The sequence below is a fragment of the Flavobacterium sp. 1 genome, assembly GCF_002797935.1.
Lineage (GTDB): Bacteria > Bacteroidota > Bacteroidia > Flavobacteriales > Flavobacteriaceae > Flavobacterium.
Genome location: NZ_PGER01000001.1, coordinates 4,413,723 through 4,433,344, shown reverse-complemented (window position 1 = coordinate 4,433,344; position 19,622 = coordinate 4,413,723). Strand labels below are relative to the sequence as shown.

The following is a 19,622-nucleotide window of genomic DNA, read 5'->3' as shown; positions in this document are numbered from 1 at the left end:
ATGATTTACGATTGTAGTCAAACTCAAAGTTGAAAATAAATTGCAGCAATTATCAAGGACTAAAATTCCCAAAACAGCGTTATATAATTTATGGAAAACAAAAAAAGTTATACGCCCATTAAAGTACTTATAGGTTATCTTGCATTGCTAGCATTAGTTGTTACTGTAGGATGGGTTTTATATTCTGAAAATGTTGTTTACAGTAAACTGGAAGATAAAATTGCTTTCGAAAAAACCAAGATTTTAAAAGTCAGCAAACTTTTCTCAAATATTTACAAAACAGAAAGCTTAGCCCGCAAAACAATTCAGACGAATTCTGAAAAAGATTTCAAAAGCTATCTTGTCGAAACGGATTCCCTAAAATCAAGGATTGATACGCTGAAACAAATTGTCACCACGCAATATCAAAAAACTTTATTGGATAGTGTAACGTATTTATTGTCCGAAAAAACTAAAAACATCCAACAATTAAAAGGCATAAAAAACAAAGCTGAAGATGAAGTGTCGGTAGATAATGCGATTAATGAAATTACCCGAATGGAGTTTAAACTCCGAAAACTTGTTCTTAAGGATTTTGCCAAGAATCCAGAACAATTAGGAAGTTATCAGCGAAATGTACTCCGAAAGTACGTTGATTATCTCAATCAGAACATTCCGGACGACAGCACAAATACACTTAGCAAAGAAGCTTCCGATTCTATTTTGGCCAATTCGAAAAAGCTTTTAACCTCCGTAAAAGTTAAAGCAGAAAAGAAAAAAGAATCATTAAATTTTGAGGAAAACAAACTCCTTAAAAATGAAATTGCAATCTCGGAACAGCTTCGAAAAGTACTTCGGATCATTGAACGCGAAATCATTATCAACTCGATAAAAAACAATACACTAAAAGAAAAATCACTTAAAAAAGTCAACGAAGTTGTTATGGCTTCAGCAATTATTGGTTTGATATTGACTTTGGTTTTTTCGATTTTGATCGTGAGTGATTATTCTAAATCGCAATTGTATAAAAAACAGCTGGAAATCGCCAATTTCAAAACCAAAAATCTGCTGAAGAGCCGGGAACAGCTTATCTCGACTGTAAGTCATGATTTAAAAACGCCGTTGAGCACAATTGTTGGCTATACGGAACTTTTGGGCAATTCTGATGTCAGCACAAAACAGTCTTATTTTGTCAAAAACATCAAGGATTCTTCCAAATATATTACGCAACTGGTTCAGGATTTATTGGATTTTTCTCAAATTGAGGCTGGAAAAATTACAGTCGAAAAAGTCCCTTTTTTATTGACAGAAGCTATTGACGAAGTGGCCAAAAATATTCAGACTGTTTATAAAGAAAAAAATATTGATCTCATTATTAATATCGATGAGAAACTGCATAACAGAATAGTTGGCGATCCGTTTCGCCTCAAACAGATTTTGAGCAATATTATCGGGAATGCCTACAAATTTACTGAAGAAGGATTCATTAAAATCAATGCGTATAGAAAAACTGGAGATGCCTTTTTTATTATTTCTATTCAAGATTCAGGAATTGGGATTGAAAAGCAAAATCAAAAATTTGTCTTCGAAGAATTTACTCAGGCGAACGAAAGTATCGAAAAAAAATACGGCGGGACAGGTTTAGGATTGTCTATTTGTCAAAAGATTATCTCCATTTTAGGAGGGAATTTAAAATTGGAAAGCGAGTTTGGCAAAGGAAGCACTTTTACAATCGAGCTGCCATTATTCTATGATACGAGAACAAATACTGTTCCCGAAGCTGAAAAACCAGTAATTTTAAATACTAAAAAATATACTTTTATTGTAATTGATGATGATAGCAATTTACTGAATTTAACCAGCGGTGTTTTAAAACAGGAAAAGCATCACGTTCTGTCTTTTGATAATGCTGTCAAAGCTTTGGAAGCTATTGAAAATACTAATTTTGATTTTATAATTACCGATATTCAAATGCCGGTAATGGATGGATTTTCGTTTGTTGAAAAATTAAAAACTCAAAAAAATTCAGCCTATAAAAACCAGCCAATAATTGCGCTTACAGGCCGTGCCGATTTGGATTATTCTGTTTGTATCCAAGCTGGATTTACAACCGTAATCAAGAAACCATATTCGCCAAAAGTATTGCTGGAAACGATTCAGCATATTTTAGAAAATAAGGATTTACCCGAAGTTGAGATGAATAAAACAGAGGAAATAATAGCTGCAAAATTATACTCATTAGAAACTTTAAAACAGTTTTTAGTAAATGACAATAAAGCTTTATATGTTTTTCTAAGGCAGTTTATTCAAAGCAGTGAAGATAATCTGACTTTGTTAGAAAACGCTGTAAAAGAGAAAAATATTCACGAAATTAATGCTGTTGCACACAGAATCGCCCCCATGTTTATGCAAATTGAAGCGCATGAAATAGGCGAAATCCTAAAATCATTAGAGAAAGAGGATTTGAAAAATTCTGATTTGGAAAATCTTATGAATTCTTTAAAAACAAAAATTGATTTGCTTTTCATAGCTATAAACGAAGAAATAGACTAATCTATATTATACTGCTTCAATTTATTATAAAGTGTTTTTCTGGTAATTTTCAGCAGTTTTGCCGCTTCAGATTTGTTATTCTGAGTTCTTGATAAAGCATTAATAATTGCGCCTTTTTCATTTTCTGATAAAGAAAAAGTATCGGCAGAATGCTGTTTTATTTGTGTTTGAAAAAATTCAGCAGGCAAAACATCGCTTTCAATATAATTGCCACGTGTCAGAAGCGTAGCCCGTTTTACACAATTCTGCAGTTCACGCAAATTTCCCGGCCAATTGTATTTTTGAAAAATGGCAATAACTTCGGGTGAAAATCCGACAACTTCTTTATTCAGTTGCAGATTGGCTTTTTCAAGAAAATAATCAGCAAAAATCATTAAATCTTCTTCTCTGTCGGTTAATGATGGGGAGAGTATGGAAAACTCATTGATTCTATGGTATAAATCTTCTCTAAAATCACCATTTTTAACTGCTTCGCGTAAATCTTCATTAGTTGCGGTAACGATTCGGATATCGACATTAATTTCTTTGTTGCTTCCAACGGGTTTTATTTTTCGCTCCTGAAGAGCTCTAAGCAATTGTATCTGATTTTCATAAGATAGATTTCCTATTTCGTCCAAAAAAAGCGTTCCTCCGTTAGCAGCTTCAAAATAGCCTATTTTATCATTGATTGCACCTGTAAAAGATCCTTTTAAATGCCCGAAAAATTCACTCGCAGCTAATTCTTTTGGTATTGCTCCGCAATCAACAGCTATAAAATTATTGTTCTTTCTATTGCTTTGGTGGTGGATGCTTTTTGCTATAATTTCTTTTCCTGTACCGCTTTCTCCAATAATTAAAACTGACATATCGGTTGGGCTTACCAATTGAATATGCTCCAATAATTTTTTTGAAGCCACAGAAATCCCTTTTACAAATTCATTTTCTGAAGCTGTTTGCCTTTCTGTAGCTTTCTTTTCTTTAACAGGAACCTCATCTTGAGGAATCTGCATTGCATTAGTAATTACCAGTAAAACTTCGTCAGGATTAAAAGGTTTCGAAATATAGTCGGCTGCACCGTTTTTAATAGCTTTCACGGCAGTATTCACATCCGAATATCCTGTCATGAGTATAACCGGTATTTCTGGATTTGAATTTTTAAATTCGGCCATTAGCCCAATTCCGTCTGCATCCGGCAAACGGATATCCATCAGAATCAGATTGAAGGATTCTTTTTTGATGGCTAATCTAGCTTCGGCAGCAGAAAAAGCAATGGTCACCCCGAATGCTTTCTTTATTAGAAACTTTTCTAATAATTTGCAGAACGAAATATCATCTTCTATAAGTAATATCTTTGACATCTATTTTTTGACCCTTTTATGCTAAAATAACACTAATAAACTTGTATTGTCATAAAATTATGCAAAAAAAAGAGACTGTTATAAACAGTCTCTTTTTAGTCAAAAACATAAATAATCCCCCAATTATTATCTACCAGTTCCCGTTGGCATCTGTGTAAACAGTAGCTTTCTGGTTGTTAACTGATAATTCGAGTTTGTACTCTTTTTTCTCATTTACATAAGCTTTTACAAGCTTTGTCCCTGAGTATGCTGTTTCTAAAGCAGCTTTTATTGTTGCAGGAACGGCATTGACGTTAACTTCTCTGTATTCTGGCTGAATATCCGATTCTGTTTTTGCATGCCTATTCGAGTAAATTGCTGTCCACCCTAAAACAATAGCTGCTGTTAAGATTAGCATTTTCATGATGCTTATTTTACTTTTTAATGATATTTCCCGAAGCATCTGTAAAGACAGTATACTTTTTATCATCTTTAGTAATTTCCAGCTTGTACTCATTTTTTTCGTTTTTGTACGCTTTCTCTAATTTTGTACCTGGAAAAGATTTTTCAATGGTTGATTTTACAGCTGCAGGGATAGCATCTGCACTTATTTCGGTAAATTCATCTTGTATATTCACAGACTGAATTATCGAAACTGAATTTGTGGCAATCGCTGCCTGAGCCGATATAGCTCCCAGAATGATTGCTGCGGATAAAATTAGCTTTTTCATAATATAAATTTTAATTATTTTTTAATCCAAGTTCCATCAGCATTTGCATACAGTGAACCTACTTTGTCACCAATGGTAACTTCTAATTTGTATTCTGATTTTGCATTTTTGTATGCTTTAGAAAGAACTCCGTCCGGATATGCTTTTTTAAGAGCATCGGTCACCGCAACTGGGACTTCTTCCAATTTGATTTCAGTATATTCTTCCTGAACTGAAATGGTTTTTACAATTGTGTTTGTAATTGGAGATGTCGAAGCGAATGAAGTCAAACCTCCTAAAACTATTGTGGCTGATAAAAATAAATTTTTCATGATTTGTTTATTTAATATTGTTACTTATTTGTGTTTGAAAAGATTGTTGGGATTATTTTTTAATCCAAGTTCCGTCTGCATTTGCATATAGAGCACCTACTTTGTCACCAATGGTAACCTCTAATTTGTATTCTGATTTTTCATTTTTGTATGCTTTAGAAAGTACTCCGTCTGGATATGCTTTTTTAAGGGCATCAGTTATTGCAACAGGAACTTCCTCTAATTTTATTTCAGTGTATTCATCTCCTATAGAAATAGTTTTTACGATTGTACTTGAAATTGGAGAAGTCGATGCGAATGAAGTTAAACCTCCCAAAACGATTGCGGCTGATAGAAATAAATTTTTCATAATAGATATTTTAATTATTAAATTGTTTGTTTACGCTTTAGATAATGAAAATATTATGCCATTAAAGAAAAGAAGTGTGCCAAAGTCCTAAAGCCCTATTTTTAAAGGTTTCTTTTAAAATAAGCTAAAATTTAAAAAAAGGAAAAGTGTGTAATTTCATGAATAGGTGTGTAAAAAGTATACATAAATATTGTTTACTTTATAGCCTGAGCTCGATTATTATTATCTCCAATGATTGAATCCGTTGACTGTAGTTAAATCTTAAATTGTTTTTTTGAATGATGACAAAAAAGCAAAATATTTCCCTTTAGCCCTGATCGAAACGGCATCTTCCGACTTAGAAAAACAAGGCTTTTTTGCCGTAGTTTTTGTTAATCGAAATATAGTGAAGAGCAGGAACCATATAACCAAAAACACCTAATCATGCCTGCTCCTAAATATAAATAAGAAAAGTAAGGATTTTAGATTTATATCAAAAAAAGAAGCCGTCTCAATTGAGACGGCTTCTGCAGTATTATAGATTTTTGTTTTATTAAGCGCCAATTTTCTTAACGATATCTGTTGGAACTCCTCCTTTATTAACCAAAAATGAAGTTGTTTTGTATTTTACAAAATTCTTGCTCACATACAAATACCCTTTGTAATCATTTGTAGTTCCCCAAGAATTCTTTACAATATAATATTCTTTGCCCATTTGGTCTTTGGCAATACCAACGATATGCATGGCGTGATCATCGGTAGTTTGGTAATTATCGAATGCTTTTTGACGAATTTCTTCGGTGATTTCTAATTCTTGTTTTGGACCGTTGAACATGTTTTCTTTTTCTTCGGCGGTCATTTCGTCAAATTTTTTGGTTGGGACATACGCCACACCATTTTTCCAGCTAAAGCTTTTCTCGCTCACATCTGATGCCCAAGCTACAGTATAACCGTTTTTTAAAGCGTTGTCAATGATAGCCGTCATGTCATTCATTTTGATGTTGTACACCAAATCAAATGACCAGTTATCTGGAACCATCATCATTGTTTTGGTATAATATGGCTCATTTGCATAAGATGCAAATTCGACATATTCGTCGGGATTAATCCCTACAACCTCTTTTGCAAAAGTTTGCGGCGTGTAGCTTTTACCTTTGTAAGTGAAGTTTTCAGGTACTTGTCCCAAATAAGAATCAATTACAGCAGCATAGGCTTTTTCCCAGTTTGGAGTTAATTCTCCATTTGGATTTTTTACAACTGCGACCAATACTGCCTCCGTCAATGAAGCCATTTCGGCAAACTTATTTTTAGAAGTTCCGTAGTTTAAGCCTGTATATACTGATTGAGGTACTGCTCCGTATTTTTTGTACATATTGATTACATCATGCAATTCTCCTCCATCGCCTAAAGTTACAGCTCCATGCATACGCACATAGTTTTTCCCTTTTTCAACATAAGCATTACGAGCTGAGAAAACCTGGGATAATTCAACTGGCTGTTTCCCAATTCTGATCATTTCTGATTCTAAAAAAGAATTAGTCGAATAACTCCAGCAAGTTCCTGAAGAACCTTGATTTTTAATAGAAGTATTTTCTAAATTAATCACATCAGTGAAATTAAAACTTTCAGCGCTTTTTGCGCTAGCATTTACTTTCAATGAGTTGACCAATCCGTCTTGAGCGGTCACAGTATTCATTCCAACGACTAAAGCTGTTGCAATAAAAAACGATTTAATGGATAATTTATACATTTTTAAATAGGTTAAGTTTACAATATGTAACAAAAAACGCAATATTGTTACAAAACTGTTGCTGAATTATTAATTAATTTTGAATATTACAAGGTTTCCTTAAGCCATTTGTAAAATTCTTTTTGCCAGATTTGAGCATTTTGAGGATGCAAAACCCAGTGATTTTCTTCTGGAAAATAAAGCAATCTGCTTTTAATTCCTCTCATTTGAGCTGCCTGAAAAGCTTCTTGCCCTTGCCCTATCGGTACTCTAAAATCAATTCCTCCTTGGATAATCAAAATAGGCGTGTTCCAATTTTGAACATAATTTATAGGGTTAAACTGTGTATATGCTTTTTGAGCTACAGCATTGTCCTTTTCCCAGTAAGGTCCGCCAAAATCCCAATTATTGAAGAAAACTTCCTCGGTGGTTCCAAACATACTCTGTGTGTTAAAAACCCCGTCGTGAGCAATAAATGTTTTGAATCGGTTATTATGGATTCCTGCCAAATAAAACACAGAATATCCTCCGTAACTGGCACCAACACAGCCCAAACGGGTTTTGTCTACGTAACTTTCTTTGACAACATCATCAATAGCCGACAGATAATCGTTCATTACTTGTCCGCCCCAGTCTTTACTTATTTGTTCATTCCATTCTACTCCATGACCCTGCATACCGCGACGATTTGGTGCTACTACAACATATCCATTAGCAGCCATTAATTGAAAATTCCATCTGAAAGAGTATGATTGAGTCAAAGGCGCTTGTGGTCCGCCTTGGCAAAATAAAAGCGTAGGGTATTTTTTGGAAGCATCAAAATTAGGAGGCAAAATTACCCACACCAACATTTTTTTCCCGTCAGTAGTTGTTACATAACGTCTTTCGGTTTTGCTCATTGCCAATGTCGAATAAGTAGCTGTATTCACATTAGACAATTGTTTCCAAGTTTTTTTCTTTAAATTATAAGAAAAAATTTCTGGAGCATGATTCATGTCGTTTCTTGTGACAATTAAATCATCTCCTGAAAATCCAATTAAATCATGCACATCAAAATCACCATTTGTAACTTGTTTTACAGTAATCGCAATTTTAGTCATGCCAGGAAAATTAACCTCAAAAACTTGTAATGTTCCGTCAATTGGCGCTATAAAATATATCTTTTTCCCGTCAGCGCTCCACTTGAAACTATCTACTGTCCCATCCCAGTTGGCCGTTAGATTCATTTTCATCCCTTTGAAACTAACAATTAAATCATTTTTATCTGATTCATATCCGTCACGTTTCATCTGCAGCCAAGTCAAATCACCAGAGGGAGAAAATTGCGGGGCAGTATCATAACCCAAATTCCCCTCGGATCTATTAACTGTTTTACCAGATTCAAGATTGTACTCATATATATTGGTATCAGTAGAAAGCGCATATTCAGTTCCCGCTTTTTTCTTGCACACATATAGAATACTTTTGCTGTCCGGAGACCAAATATAATCTTCATCACCGCCAAAAGGTTTTTGCGGGCTGTCGAAATTTTCACCCTTTAGGATATCAATTTCTTCTGAACCTGCTGCATTCTCTTTGTAAAAAACGTGGTTGAATTTCCCTTCGTTCCAAGTATCCCAATGGCGATAATCTAAGCCATTATAGATTTGAACATTGGATTTGTCCAAATCAGGATAATAGTCTTTCCCTAATACTTTATCAATTTTTACTTCTTGATTGTAAACCAAATATTTTCCGTCTGGAGAGCTATTTTTATCAGCCAAAACATCTTTTGTATCGTTGATTTCTGCAGTTGCTCCACCATTAATTGCAACTGTATAATACTTCGAGCTCGATTTATTTTCATCGACTGAAGGAGTCGACACTTTATAGACAACATTCTTGCCGTCTTTTGAAATTCCTAAAGGAGTAATTCGTCCTAATTTCCAAAGTAATTCGGGAGTCATTACATTTTGGGCACTTGCTGTTAAACTCATCATTGTTAGCATTAAAAAGAGTATTTTTTTCATAATTCTTGAAAATATATGTTCAGTTTTCAAATATAGCAATATAATCATCAACTAGAACAAGTGGCTATACTTAAAAATAACTTAAAAGAATTGGATACGTTTTAATGCTCAAAAAGAACCTAAAAAACTACTGCTTATGTAATATTTGAACAGTGATTAGGGAGATAAAAAAACATAATACTAGTATAATTATGCTGGCAATCAATATTTTTTTTAAAAATGATTTTTCAATTTTTTCCGTTTGAGAATCAGTTATAACCTCAGTATTAATTTCTGAAAATGGCTCAGAAGTCTGCAAATACCTCATCCATCCGCCATTCTGATAAATCTGTCTGCCCAAATCGGTTAAATCACATCGAAAACCTTGACTGCTTTCCAATAATACAAGCCCTTTCTTAACTAAAATATCGGCAAAGGCTTTAGAGTTTTTCAAATTAAAACCATATTCGTCCTTGAAATTAATCCGCATCATATATTGGGATTTCGATGTATATAACAGCTTCATATTTACTTCTATGAGCTCATCAATATTGTCAAACATAACAAATTATTTTAATTCAATTTTTATTTCAGTTCTTTAGGATTTCTTCAAATAAAAATCCTTTTGCAAACCACTTTTACGTCACAATTATAATGCCAAATCAACGCTTATTTGAAATAATAATACATTTCAAAAAGCAGTAACTTCCAAGGATATTAAATGGAGAACATTCAAAGACTAAAAAATTTATTTAATTTTATAAAAAAAACAAATGCAGCTAAGCTATTGGGAATTAAAAAATTGGTTTAGCCAGATAGATTACACTATTATTGGCAGTGGCATTGTAGGATTACATACGGCATTGCGCTTACGCGAAAAGTACCCAGCCAGCAAAATATTAATTATAGAAAAAGGAATGCTGCCACAAGGCGCAAGCACTAAAAATGCTGGTTTTGCCTGTTTTGGAAGTATTTCTGAAATTATAGACGATTTAAAATCACATACCGAAGAAGAAGTCATTCAGCTTATTCAAAAAAGATGGAGCGGACTTCAATTATTAAGAAAAAATCTTGGTGACACAGCAATAGACTTCAAGCCTTATGGCGGTTATGAATTGTTTTTAAAAGAAGATGAAAGCAGTTTTTCTGAATGTTCCAATAAATTGCCTTTTATAAACGAAATTTTAAAACCTCTTTTCAAAGCCGATGTTTTTGCAAAAGAAGTGGATCGTTTTGGTTTTGGAAACATCCACGAGTATTTAATTTTCAATCCTTTTGAAGCTCAAATCGATACCGGAAATATGATGCAGGCCTTATTAAAAAAAGCCATTTCGCAAGATATTTTGATTCTGAACCAGCAAACACTCACTTCCTATATAGATAACGAAAACAGTGTTGAAGTTGCTTTAGGCGATTTTAGTTTCACCACAAAAAATTATTATTTGCTACTAACGGTTTTGCCAATACATTGACCAAAGGCGCTGTAAAACCAGCCAGAGCTCAGGTTCTTATTACAGAACCAATTCCAAATCTTGACATAAAAGGGACTTTTCATTTAGACAGAGGCTATTATTATTTTAGAAATATTGGTGATCGGATACTCCTTGGCGGAGGCCGAAATCTGGATTTTGAAACAGAAAATACAACCGAATTTGGCCAGACAGAAATTGTGCAAAAAAAATTGGAAGACTTATTAAAAAAAGTAATTTTGCCTAACCAAGAAGTTCAGATTGAACACCGCTGGAGCGGCATTATGGGAATTGGCAACAGCAAAAACCCGATTATCGAACAACTGTCTGAAAACGTGTATTGTGGCGTTCGACTTGGTGGCATGGGAGTAGCAATAGGAAGTTTAATAGGAATCGAATTAGCAGATTTAGTATAAAAAATGGCAACCAAAATAACACCAAAAAAAACAGCAGCTAAGAAACCTGCTAAAAAAAAACAGGGAGGCTTTATATCCAAAGTAAAATGGTTCTTGTTGAAAGTGTTATTGTGGTTTTTTGGACTCTCAATAGCTTCTGTTGTACTTTTTAAATTTGTGCCCGTTCCATTTACTCCTTTAATGGTGATCCGTTACTTCGAAAACAATGCCGCTGATAAAGAAAATCATTTCAGCCACAATTGGGAATCCATCGACAAAATCTCCATGAATTTGCAAAAAGCAGTAATTGCAAGCGAAGACGGAACCTTTTTGACCCATAATGGTTTTGATTTTATTGCGATGCAAAAAGCCTATAAAAGCAACGAAAGAGGCCGAAAAGTAAGAGGAGGAAGCACTATATCGCAACAGACCGCCAAAAACGTTTTCCTTTGGCAAGGCCGCAGCTACGTCCGAAAAGGCCTGGAAGCCTATTTTACGGTTTTAATAGAACTTATTTGGGGGAAAAAACGCATCATGGAAGTGTACCTCAACAGTATCGAAATGGGCGATGGCGTTTACGGAGCTTATGCCGCAACCGAGCATTGGTATCGAAGAGATGCTTCGAGCTTAACCATGCAGCAGGCAGCTGGAATCGCTGCTATTTTGCCCAATCCCAGAAAATATAAAGCAACCAGTTCCTCATCCTACATCAATAATAGAAAAACAAAAATTGTTCGGATTATGAGGCATATCGGAAAGATTGAATATTAAAAACAAACCCCAATAACCAGCAGCTATTGGGGTTTATTATTTTTAAAATTTAACTTTAGAATTTAAAAGCAATTCCCAGAACACCATTGATTCCAATATTTGGAATTCCTGCCGTTGCCAAACGGGACAAATGCGGGATATAGGTTTTGTTTAATAAATTATTCCCGTTCAGGTTTACATCAAAAGCAGTTTTCCCAAACTTTACTTTTCCTCCAAAACCCACATTCAACAATGTGTACCCATCTGAAGAAATATCATATCCGCTAACATTGTTTTGACTGAAAGTGGTAGAAACATTGAATGTTGCAAAACTTTCTTCCAGCCATTTGCCTATTGAAAAATCTGTCTTTATGGTATTATTCCAATTGTTTGCTGGAATTTGAGGTAAATAACCGCCGTCCTGCAGTTTTCCGGTAACGGTTTCAAAACTCGTTTCGATGTGAAGCCAATCCAAAGGATGTGGATGAATGTGCAGAATGGCTTCTCCTCCATACAAATTGGCATTGTTCTGAATGTAATTATAAACTTTAAAACCATCAATTTCAGCACCGCTTGGTGACGAATAAATATAATCGTTTATGTGATTGTAAAATCCGCTGACGCTAAACTCAAAATGGGTGCTTTTATATTCCAAATCCAAATCGGTCTGCAGGTTTTGCTCAGTTTTTAAATTGGAATTTCCTATTTCATATCGAAAAGTTCCTTCATGAACTCCATTAGATGATAACTCAGCCAAAGTTGGAGCTCTAAAACCTGTTGCTGCATTCAGACGAAAAATCAAATCCTTAGCAAAATTGGTTTTATATCCCAATGAGGCATTGAAACTGTCATATTTTTTATCAAGTGCTTCAAAGTACCCTTCTTCATCAGTAATTCCATGTTCATCAGAAACTAAATGTCTATTATCGAACCGAATTCCTGCCTGCAAAGAATTAGAACCCCAGCCATACATCGCTGTAGCAAAAACCCCGAAATCATTGGTTACGGCATTTGGAATCAAATATTCTTCACCAAGATTGTTATTATCCTGAGACATTCCCTGAACACCAACAATCGTTTCTACTTTGCCTATTGCAGGCAAATAGTATTTGATATTATAATCGAAAGTGTTCAAAATCATGTGCAGAACCGCAACATTGCTGTCTTCAAACTCATTACGGTCATTCCTGATATAACCCAGATTCATATCTAATTTTGAATTATTAAAAAACAAAGTGTTATTCAAAGACAGCAAGTTATTATAAACTCCTTGTTTAGGAAAAGCTGTTTTTTTTGTGGTTGTTTGATCTGTGATACCTTCTTCTGGAATTCCAAGATCCAAATTATTATAATTGTATCTCAACACACTGGAAAACTTCGCATTGCTGTATCCAATTGCTGCTTTAAAATCCATTTCCTGAAAACGCGTATTGGTCACACGATCGCCATCTGGAATTTTATAATCAGATTGTGTATTGTAAGCACCACGTATCAAGTATTTCCAATTATCTGTAGAAGCTTTTAAGCCCAAAGTTGTGTTGCTCCCAAGAGTATTTGAAAAAAATCTTTGTTCAAAATCTCCTTGAAAAGTATTCGCCAATGCAAATTTTTCTGGATTAAAAAACAAAACGCCTCCCAATGCATCCGAGCCATACAGCAAAGAAGCCGGTCCTTTTATCACCTCAACATTTTCGACTCCGGCATCATTTAATCCCAAACCGTGTTCATCACCAAATTGCTGATTTTCCAATCGGATTCCTTGACTGTAAACCAAAACTCTATTGCCGCTTAATCCTCGGATTACGGGTTTCCCAATTGAAGTTCCCGTAGAAACCTGAGATACACCTGGAATCGTCGCTAATCCTTCTATCAAAGTAGCACTCCCTTTTTCCTGCATCGATTTGATACTTTCGCGATCCACTTTCATTACGTTTTGGGATTGCAGTTTTGAAAAAGGAGTCGAGACAATAACCTCATCCATTTGAAAAGCCATTTCATCCATAACGATATCGAGCGTTTGGGTATTCTGCATTTTTGCAATTTTTTTATTTTGAGTTGCAAAACCTACGTATGAAAACACAAGAGTTTCATCCCCATTAGGAAACTCGGTTAAAGTATAAACTCCGTTTTCATCGGTCTTGGTCGATTTATGTAATTCCGTGGCATAAACAGCAACTCCTGCTAAAGGATTGTTTTTAGAATCGGTTACTTTTCCGGATATTGAATTTTGTGCTTGTATAAAACTGCTAAGCCCTAGCAATAGAGCCACTATATATCTTTTCATTTGAATAATTGTATTGTTTCCAATCAAAGCACTTTGAAAAAGTAAATTAAGATTGGAACTTTTTTGTGATTACTTGAACTGTTGGCAAATTTTTTAAATAAAATTGCCTTTAACCCAGATTGCACAATGGCACACAGACGACACAGATTTAACGGATTAACACAGATGTTGAATTTATCTCAGACTTTGGGTTTAGCCAAAATCGAGAAAATAACATTAGGCTGTCAATCCAAAATAAACCATTGCTGGCTTTTTAGCCCTGATGGAAGCGACATCTCCCGATTTAAAAAAAACAAGGCTTTTTTGCCGTAGTTTTTGTTAATAGGGAAATATAGCGGACAGCAGGAATCAATATTTCCTGACAAATCCTATTCTTTCGCTCCAAATAATTTTTGGGCGTGAACTATATTATCTGATGTTGAATAAACTGGGATGTTTAAATACAATTTGGGGGACCGCGGTGGGAATACAAACTGCCTGAAAACGAAAAAATAGATTCGGCAGCTGCAAAGAAATAAGGTATATTATAATTCCCAGCGTTGAATACATAGGAATATTTTATTGGAGTTGTAAAACTGCTAAAGCCAAATTGACAAACATAACAATGGTCAAAACTGTGATGCTGATGGGTAAACTCTTCGCTTGAATTATAGGCGTGATGACATTTTTTTTCAGAAAATTTTTCCTGTAAGTGCCCAATACTATCAATAGACTGAAACAGTATTGAGAACAATACCGCAATAGCCAAAGAAAAATTAAGTATGAGCTGTTTTCTTTTCATCGATGCAAAGGTAATAAAACAAAAAAACTACAGCCGTTTAAAGCTGTAGTTTTTGTGATTATTAAATTTGAAAAAGGATTATACCAATTTTGCGGCAATTAAATATTCTGCAATTTGAATGGTATTTGTCGCTGCACCTTTTCTTAAATTATCAGCAACAATCCACATATTCAAGGTGTTGTCTTGGCTTTCGTCACGACGAATACGTCCTACGAAAACATCATTTTTACCTTCAGCATATCTTGGCATTGGATAGGTAAAAGTATCTAAATTATCCTGAACTACGATTCCAGGAGTTTGACTCAAAATAGTTCTTACTTCATTTACATCGAAATCATTGCTGAACTCAACGTTTACAGCCTCGCTATGTCCACCAACAACTGGTACACGAACAGCAGTAGCAGTAACTTTAATACTGTCATCGCTTAAGATTTTTTTGGTTTCTTTAACCAATTTCATCTCTTCTTTAGTATATCCGTTATCTTCAAAACTATCGCATTGCGGGATACAGTTTCTGTTGATTTTATATTTGTAAACCATATCGCCTTCAATTCCGGCTACTTCATTTTCGAATTGCTGCACCGCTTTCACACCAGTTCCAGTGATTGATTGATAAGTAGAAACGATAACACGTTTTACGTTGTATTTTTTGTGTAATGGTGCCAATGCCAAAACCATTTGAATAGTTGAGCAGTTTGGATTAGCAATGATTTTATCTTCTTTTGTTAATTGACTAGCATTGATTTCCGGAACCACTAATTTTTTAGTTGGATCCATTCTCCAAGCCGATGAATTATCAATAACTGTAGTTCCTGCTTCCGCAAATTTTGGAGCCCAGTCTAATGAAGTTTGTCCTCCTGCAGAGAATAAAGCAATATCAGCTTTCATATCCACAGCCGTCTGCAATCCTACTACGGTATGTTTTTGCCCTTTAAATTCGATTACTTTACCTACTGATCTTTCAGATGCAACTAGTATTAATTCTGTATATGGAAAATTTCTTTCTTCCAATACTTTCAACATGATTTCGCCAACCATTCCGGTAGCTCCTACAACTGCTATTTTCATTCTATATATTTTAATTGTGTATTTCTATTTTGAAGTACAAAAGTAAGCAATCTTAAAAAAACAACAAGCGTGTTCACAAAAATTAACAAAATGTTACAAATCAAACAATAAAGAAGAACCACCCTTTCACAGAGTGGTTTAGTTAGAATATATAGTGTAACGCGGTATGTTATTTTTAAAATTACTGAGATTCTTAGATTTTAAGTTGCTAAGATTTTAGTTGTCCATTTTATAAAAGAAATAACTCCATCTTTTTTACTTAGAATCTTAGCAACTTAGTCGCTTAGAGTCTATTTTTTCAGCAAATCTCTGATTTGAGTAAGCAATTCTTCCTGTGTTGGTCCAGCTGGTGGAGCTTCAGCGACCACTTCCTGTTTTTTGGTTTTTTCATAAGCTTTGAGCACCATAAAAATACAAAAGCCAATGATTACAAAATCGAAAACAGTTTGAATAAAAGCACCGTAATTTAAGGCAACTTCTGCAACTGCCGGCACTTTTTCTGCACCATTTTCCATAACGGCAGGAACACCGTCCTGAAGAACAAGCTTTAGATTTTTGAAATCCACTTTCCCTAACAATAAGCCTATTGGAGGCATTAAAACGTCATTTGTGAATGAAGTTACAATTTTACCAAAAGCACCGCCAACGATTACCGCTGTTGCCAAATTTACTATCTCGCCTTTCATCAAAAAGGCTTTAAAATCACTTACAAATCCCATAATGTGTTGATTTTAGTTAGTTTATAATATAACGAATATACTCAATTTAGGAAAATAAAACACTATTATTCTCTATAAAAAACACGTTTCACCCGTTGCGAAATACTTGTAAGGATTTCATACGGAATGGTTTTCAATTGTTCCGCCATATAAGTCACCGTCGGGCTTTCGCCAAAAATCACTACCGAATCTCCTTCTTTGCAGTCAATCTCGGTTACATCAACCATTAGCATATCCATACAAACGCTCCCAAGAATACTGGCTTTTTTATTCTTAATCGTTACAAATCCCACGCCATTTCCCCAACTACGGGCAATTCCGTCTGCATAACCAATAGGAATTGTGGCGATTCTTGATTCTCTATTAGCAATAAATCGTCTGCCGTAACCAACGCTTTCGTCTAATTGAATGGTTCTGATTTGAGATATAATGGATTTTAAAGTCCCCACGTTTTCAAGATATTTTTGCTCGTCTGGGTCATTGGAAACTCCATAAAGACCAATCCCTAAACGAACCATATCATATTGTGCCTGCGGAAAATTACTGATCCCTGAAGTATTCAAGATATGACGAATGGGAGTAATCTGCAATTCGTCCATTAATTTCGAAGATAATTTTTCGAATAAATCGAGTTGATACTGCACAAAATCTTTGTGCTGAAAATCATCACTTGTGGCTAAATGAGACAAAATACTTTTCACTTTAACGGTTTGGTTTCCTTTTAAAGTGGCTATCAAATCATCAATTGTATTTGCCTCAAAACCCAAACGATGCATTCCTGTATCTAACTTAATATGTATAGGAAAGTCTTTTAATTTCTTTTGTTCAGCGATTTTCAAAAAAGCATTCAGCCCTTTTAAACTATAAATCTCAGGCTCTAATTGATGTTGAATTATAGCAGGAAAGCTTGAGTTTTCGGGATTCAAAACCATAATCGGCAAATTGATTCCTGCTGTTTTTAACGAGATTCCTTCATCGGCGAAAGCCACACCTAAATAATCTACTTTGTGATGTTCCAGTAATTTTGCAATTTCAAATCCACCGTTTCCATAACCAAAAGCTTTTACCATCGCCATCATTTTGGTATCGGGTTTCAGCTTTGATTTAAAGAAATTGAAGTTATGGCTTATCGCATTCAGATTGATTTCAAGAACCGTTTCGTGTGTTTTCTCAGCCAATGCCGACACAATTTCCTCAAACTGAAACGATCTCGCCCCTTTTATCAGAATGGTTTCATTTTCAAAATTCAGATGCTCCAACTGCAATAAAAATTCATCGATATCTTTGAAAAACAAAGCATTAGAAATTTTTGTTTCCAATGTGGAAATCGTTTCTCCAATTCCGATAAAACGGCTAATATCATTAGAAATGATCAGCTCCGCCACTTTAGAATATAAAACTTCATTGGACAATCCGCTTTGAAAAATATCCGAAAGAATTACTGTTTTATTCTGATGCTGTTTTTGACTTTCGAGAAAATCTAAAGCAATTTTTAAAGACTGAAAATCGGAACTGTAACTGTCATCAATCAAACTGCAATTATTGATTCCTTTTTTTACCTGCAGACGCATTTCTATGGGATACAACAATTCGATTCGGTTTTGAATAGTTTTGCTGTCGTATTCCAAATATAATAAAACCAACAGACAGGAAATCACATTTTCGACCGAAGCATCATCCACAAAAGGAATTTTCAAAGTTGAAACATTTCCTTTATACGTATATTCAATAAGTGTGTGATCGTGTGTGTGTTCTTTTTTGGCAACAAAAACAGTAGCCGTCGAATCTGTAAAAGACCATGAAAAAGCTTTTGTTTTGGTACTAATAAATTGTTCTGAGCTATTATTTTTTTGATAAATCACTGCTTCCGAATCTTTGAAAAGCAACATTTTCTCTTTCGCTTTTTCTACAAGATTTTCAAAACCTTCATCGTGAGCAGAACCTATATTCGTTAAGATTCCAATAGTTGGCTGAATGATTTTTTCGAGTTTGTCCATTTCTGAAATAGTCGAAATTCCAGCTTCAAAAATTCCCAGATTATGCTGTTCATTAATCGCAAGCACCGACAAAGGAACACCAACCTGTGAGTTGTAACTTTTTGGGCTTCTGATAATATTATAGTCGGGACTCAACAAGAAATTGAGCCATTCTTTTACGATTGTTTTGCCATTGCTTCCTGTCACTCCAATAATCGGAAAAGAAAAAAGACTGCGGTAATAAGATGCCGTTTTCTGTAAAGCCTCAAGAGTATTCTCTACAATTAAAAAATTGGCTTTCCCCTTAAGTTCTTCAGGAATATGCGTAACTACAAAATTATGAACGCCTTTGTTAATTAAATCTTTAAGGTATATATGTGCATCGTTATTAGCTCCAGTTAATGCAAAAAAGAGTGTTTTTTCGTTGTTTTGCAGAGAACGACTGTCGATTGAAATGGTGTCGATTTCTAAATCATTGGTATTTCCAATTTCTTTAGCATTCAGAATTGAAGTGATTTTTTTTAGGGATAAATTCATTTTAAATTTGAAAAATAGAAAATTAAATAATTGAGATAATTAGTTTAGTAGTTTAGTAGTTTAGTAGTTTTTCCAAACGAGAAACTATTTCCTCACTTTCAATAGAAAGAAATTCTTGAACAAATGCTATTTTTCTAGTCTGTAAATCCATGACTGTATATTTATATCGAATATCAAAGTTATAAAAAACAGCAATGGAATAGTGCTTATTTTACAGTTTTATTAAAGTTAAGAATCCCTTTGGAATCATTACCAGAATTTTAGATTTTTTACTCCTTTTGATTTTCATTAAAAAAGAGAATTAATCGGTGATTAATTTAAATTTTACAGGTTGAAAAAATATATTGGAATTTTTCTCAAAATAAATTCCATTTTCTTTTTTATCTAATTTTACTTGATAATTATAAATTAGGGTAGTTTGTGCGATAACATTTACTTGGTAAGTATCTCCAATTTTATTTTCTTTGAATATATTCTGAACAATACCATTAATCACAACCGATTTAGGAATAAAAGCAGTATTATTTAATTCAAAACTAACTACATATCCTCTCTCACTATTTCTGTTATAACTTTTATACGTTTGGTTTTTAATATCTAAAAGTTGTCTGGAACAGGAAAAAAGAAAAAAAATTCCGAAAGAAAATAATAAAAAGACGGCTTTTGGAATACTATTCTTCATACTTTTAGAGTTTTATACACACAAAT

Annotated in this window: 16 protein-coding genes and 1 pseudogene; 3 read left to right on the top strand and 14 right to left on the bottom strand. The window is 34.2% G+C overall.

What is annotated here, in order from left to right; all coding sequences use genetic code 11:
- Positions 1-90: 90 nt before the first annotated feature.
- Entirely contained in the window at positions 91-2,532 is a 2,442-nt protein-coding gene (locus CLU83_RS17950) for a hybrid sensor histidine kinase/response regulator (RefSeq protein ID WP_100432883.1), read from the top strand.
- Here the strand turns inward: CLU83_RS17950 and CLU83_RS17945 are convergent.
- The 8 genes from CLU83_RS17945 to CLU83_RS17910 all read right to left on the bottom strand — a co-directional run bounded on the left by CLU83_RS17945 (position 2,529) and on the right by CLU83_RS17910 (position 9,497).
- The gene (locus tag CLU83_RS17945) at positions 2,529-3,869 is read right to left on the bottom strand and encodes a sigma-54 dependent transcriptional regulator (RefSeq protein ID WP_100432882.1); all 1,341 of its coding nucleotides are present in this window, start codon (positions 3,867-3,869) and stop codon (positions 2,529-2,531) included. The two genes, CLU83_RS17950 and CLU83_RS17945, sit on opposite strands and share 4 nt — an antisense overlap.
- A gap of 130 nt (positions 3,870-3,999) precedes the next feature.
- Entirely contained in the window at positions 4,000-4,272 is a 273-nt protein-coding gene (locus CLU83_RS17940; protein ID WP_100432881.1) for a hypothetical protein, read from the bottom strand.
- A gap of 10 nt (positions 4,273-4,282) precedes the next feature.
- Entirely contained in the window at positions 4,283-4,579 is a 297-nt protein-coding gene (locus CLU83_RS17935) for a PepSY-like domain-containing protein (RefSeq protein WP_100432880.1), read from the bottom strand.
- A 14-nt stretch (positions 4,580-4,593) separates the two neighbouring features.
- Entirely contained in the window at positions 4,594-4,890 is a 297-nt protein-coding gene (locus CLU83_RS17930) for a hypothetical protein (protein ID WP_100432879.1), read from the bottom strand.
- 52 nt (positions 4,891-4,942) lie between these two features.
- Positions 4,943-5,239: a hypothetical protein gene (locus tag CLU83_RS17925; RefSeq protein WP_100432878.1), complete on the bottom strand. Its 297-nt coding sequence runs from the start codon at positions 5,237-5,239 to the stop codon at positions 4,943-4,945.
- A gap of 532 nt (positions 5,240-5,771) precedes the next feature.
- Positions 5,772-6,968, bottom strand: a complete 1,197-nt coding sequence (locus CLU83_RS17920) for an aminopeptidase C (RefSeq protein WP_100432877.1) — start codon at positions 6,966-6,968, stop codon at positions 5,772-5,774.
- 86 nt (positions 6,969-7,054) lie between these two features.
- Positions 7,055-8,956, bottom strand: coding sequence for a S9 family peptidase (locus CLU83_RS17915; protein WP_100432876.1), 1,902 nt, complete (start codon positions 8,954-8,956; stop codon positions 7,055-7,057).
- Between the two features lie 127 nt (positions 8,957-9,083).
- Positions 9,084-9,497, bottom strand: a complete 414-nt coding sequence (locus CLU83_RS17910; RefSeq protein ID WP_100432875.1) for a hypothetical protein — start codon at positions 9,495-9,497, stop codon at positions 9,084-9,086.
- A 211-nt stretch (positions 9,498-9,708) separates the two neighbouring features.
- Here CLU83_RS17910 and CLU83_RS17905 point away from each other — a divergent pair.
- Positions 9,709-10,820 (top strand): annotated as a pseudogene (locus CLU83_RS17905) (NAD(P)/FAD-dependent oxidoreductase).
- 3 nt (positions 10,821-10,823) lie between these two features.
- Entirely contained in the window at positions 10,824-11,570 is a 747-nt protein-coding gene (gene mtgA, locus CLU83_RS17900) for a monofunctional biosynthetic peptidoglycan transglycosylase (RefSeq protein WP_100432874.1), read from the top strand.
- 55 nt (positions 11,571-11,625) lie between these two features.
- Here the strand turns inward: mtgA and CLU83_RS17895 are convergent, their stop codons facing one another.
- From CLU83_RS17895 to CLU83_RS17865, 6 genes are all read right to left on the bottom strand, one after another.
- On the bottom strand, positions 11,626-13,833 hold the full coding sequence (locus CLU83_RS17895; RefSeq protein WP_100432873.1) for a TonB-dependent receptor: 2,208 nt from the start codon (positions 13,831-13,833) through the stop codon (positions 11,626-11,628).
- Positions 13,834-14,269: 436 nt separating this feature from the next.
- Positions 14,270-14,614, bottom strand: coding sequence for a hypothetical protein (locus CLU83_RS17885; RefSeq protein ID WP_100432871.1), 345 nt, complete (start codon positions 14,612-14,614; stop codon positions 14,270-14,272).
- Positions 14,615-14,692: 78 nt separating this feature from the next.
- On the bottom strand, positions 14,693-15,682 hold the full coding sequence (locus tag CLU83_RS17880) for an aspartate-semialdehyde dehydrogenase (protein ID WP_100432870.1): 990 nt from the start codon (positions 15,680-15,682) through the stop codon (positions 14,693-14,695).
- Between the two features lie 290 nt (positions 15,683-15,972).
- Positions 15,973-16,401, bottom strand: coding sequence for a large-conductance mechanosensitive channel protein MscL (gene mscL / locus CLU83_RS17875; RefSeq protein ID WP_100432869.1), 429 nt, complete (start codon positions 16,399-16,401; stop codon positions 15,973-15,975).
- Positions 16,402-16,466: 65 nt separating this feature from the next.
- Entirely contained in the window at positions 16,467-18,914 is a 2,448-nt protein-coding gene (locus CLU83_RS17870; RefSeq protein WP_100432868.1) for a bifunctional UDP-N-acetylmuramoyl-tripeptide:D-alanyl-D-alanine ligase/alanine racemase, read from the bottom strand.
- Positions 18,915-19,215: 301 nt separating this feature from the next.
- Positions 19,216-19,596, bottom strand: a complete 381-nt coding sequence (locus CLU83_RS17865; RefSeq protein WP_100432867.1) for a hypothetical protein — start codon at positions 19,594-19,596, stop codon at positions 19,216-19,218.
- Positions 19,597-19,622: the final 26 nt, after the last annotated feature.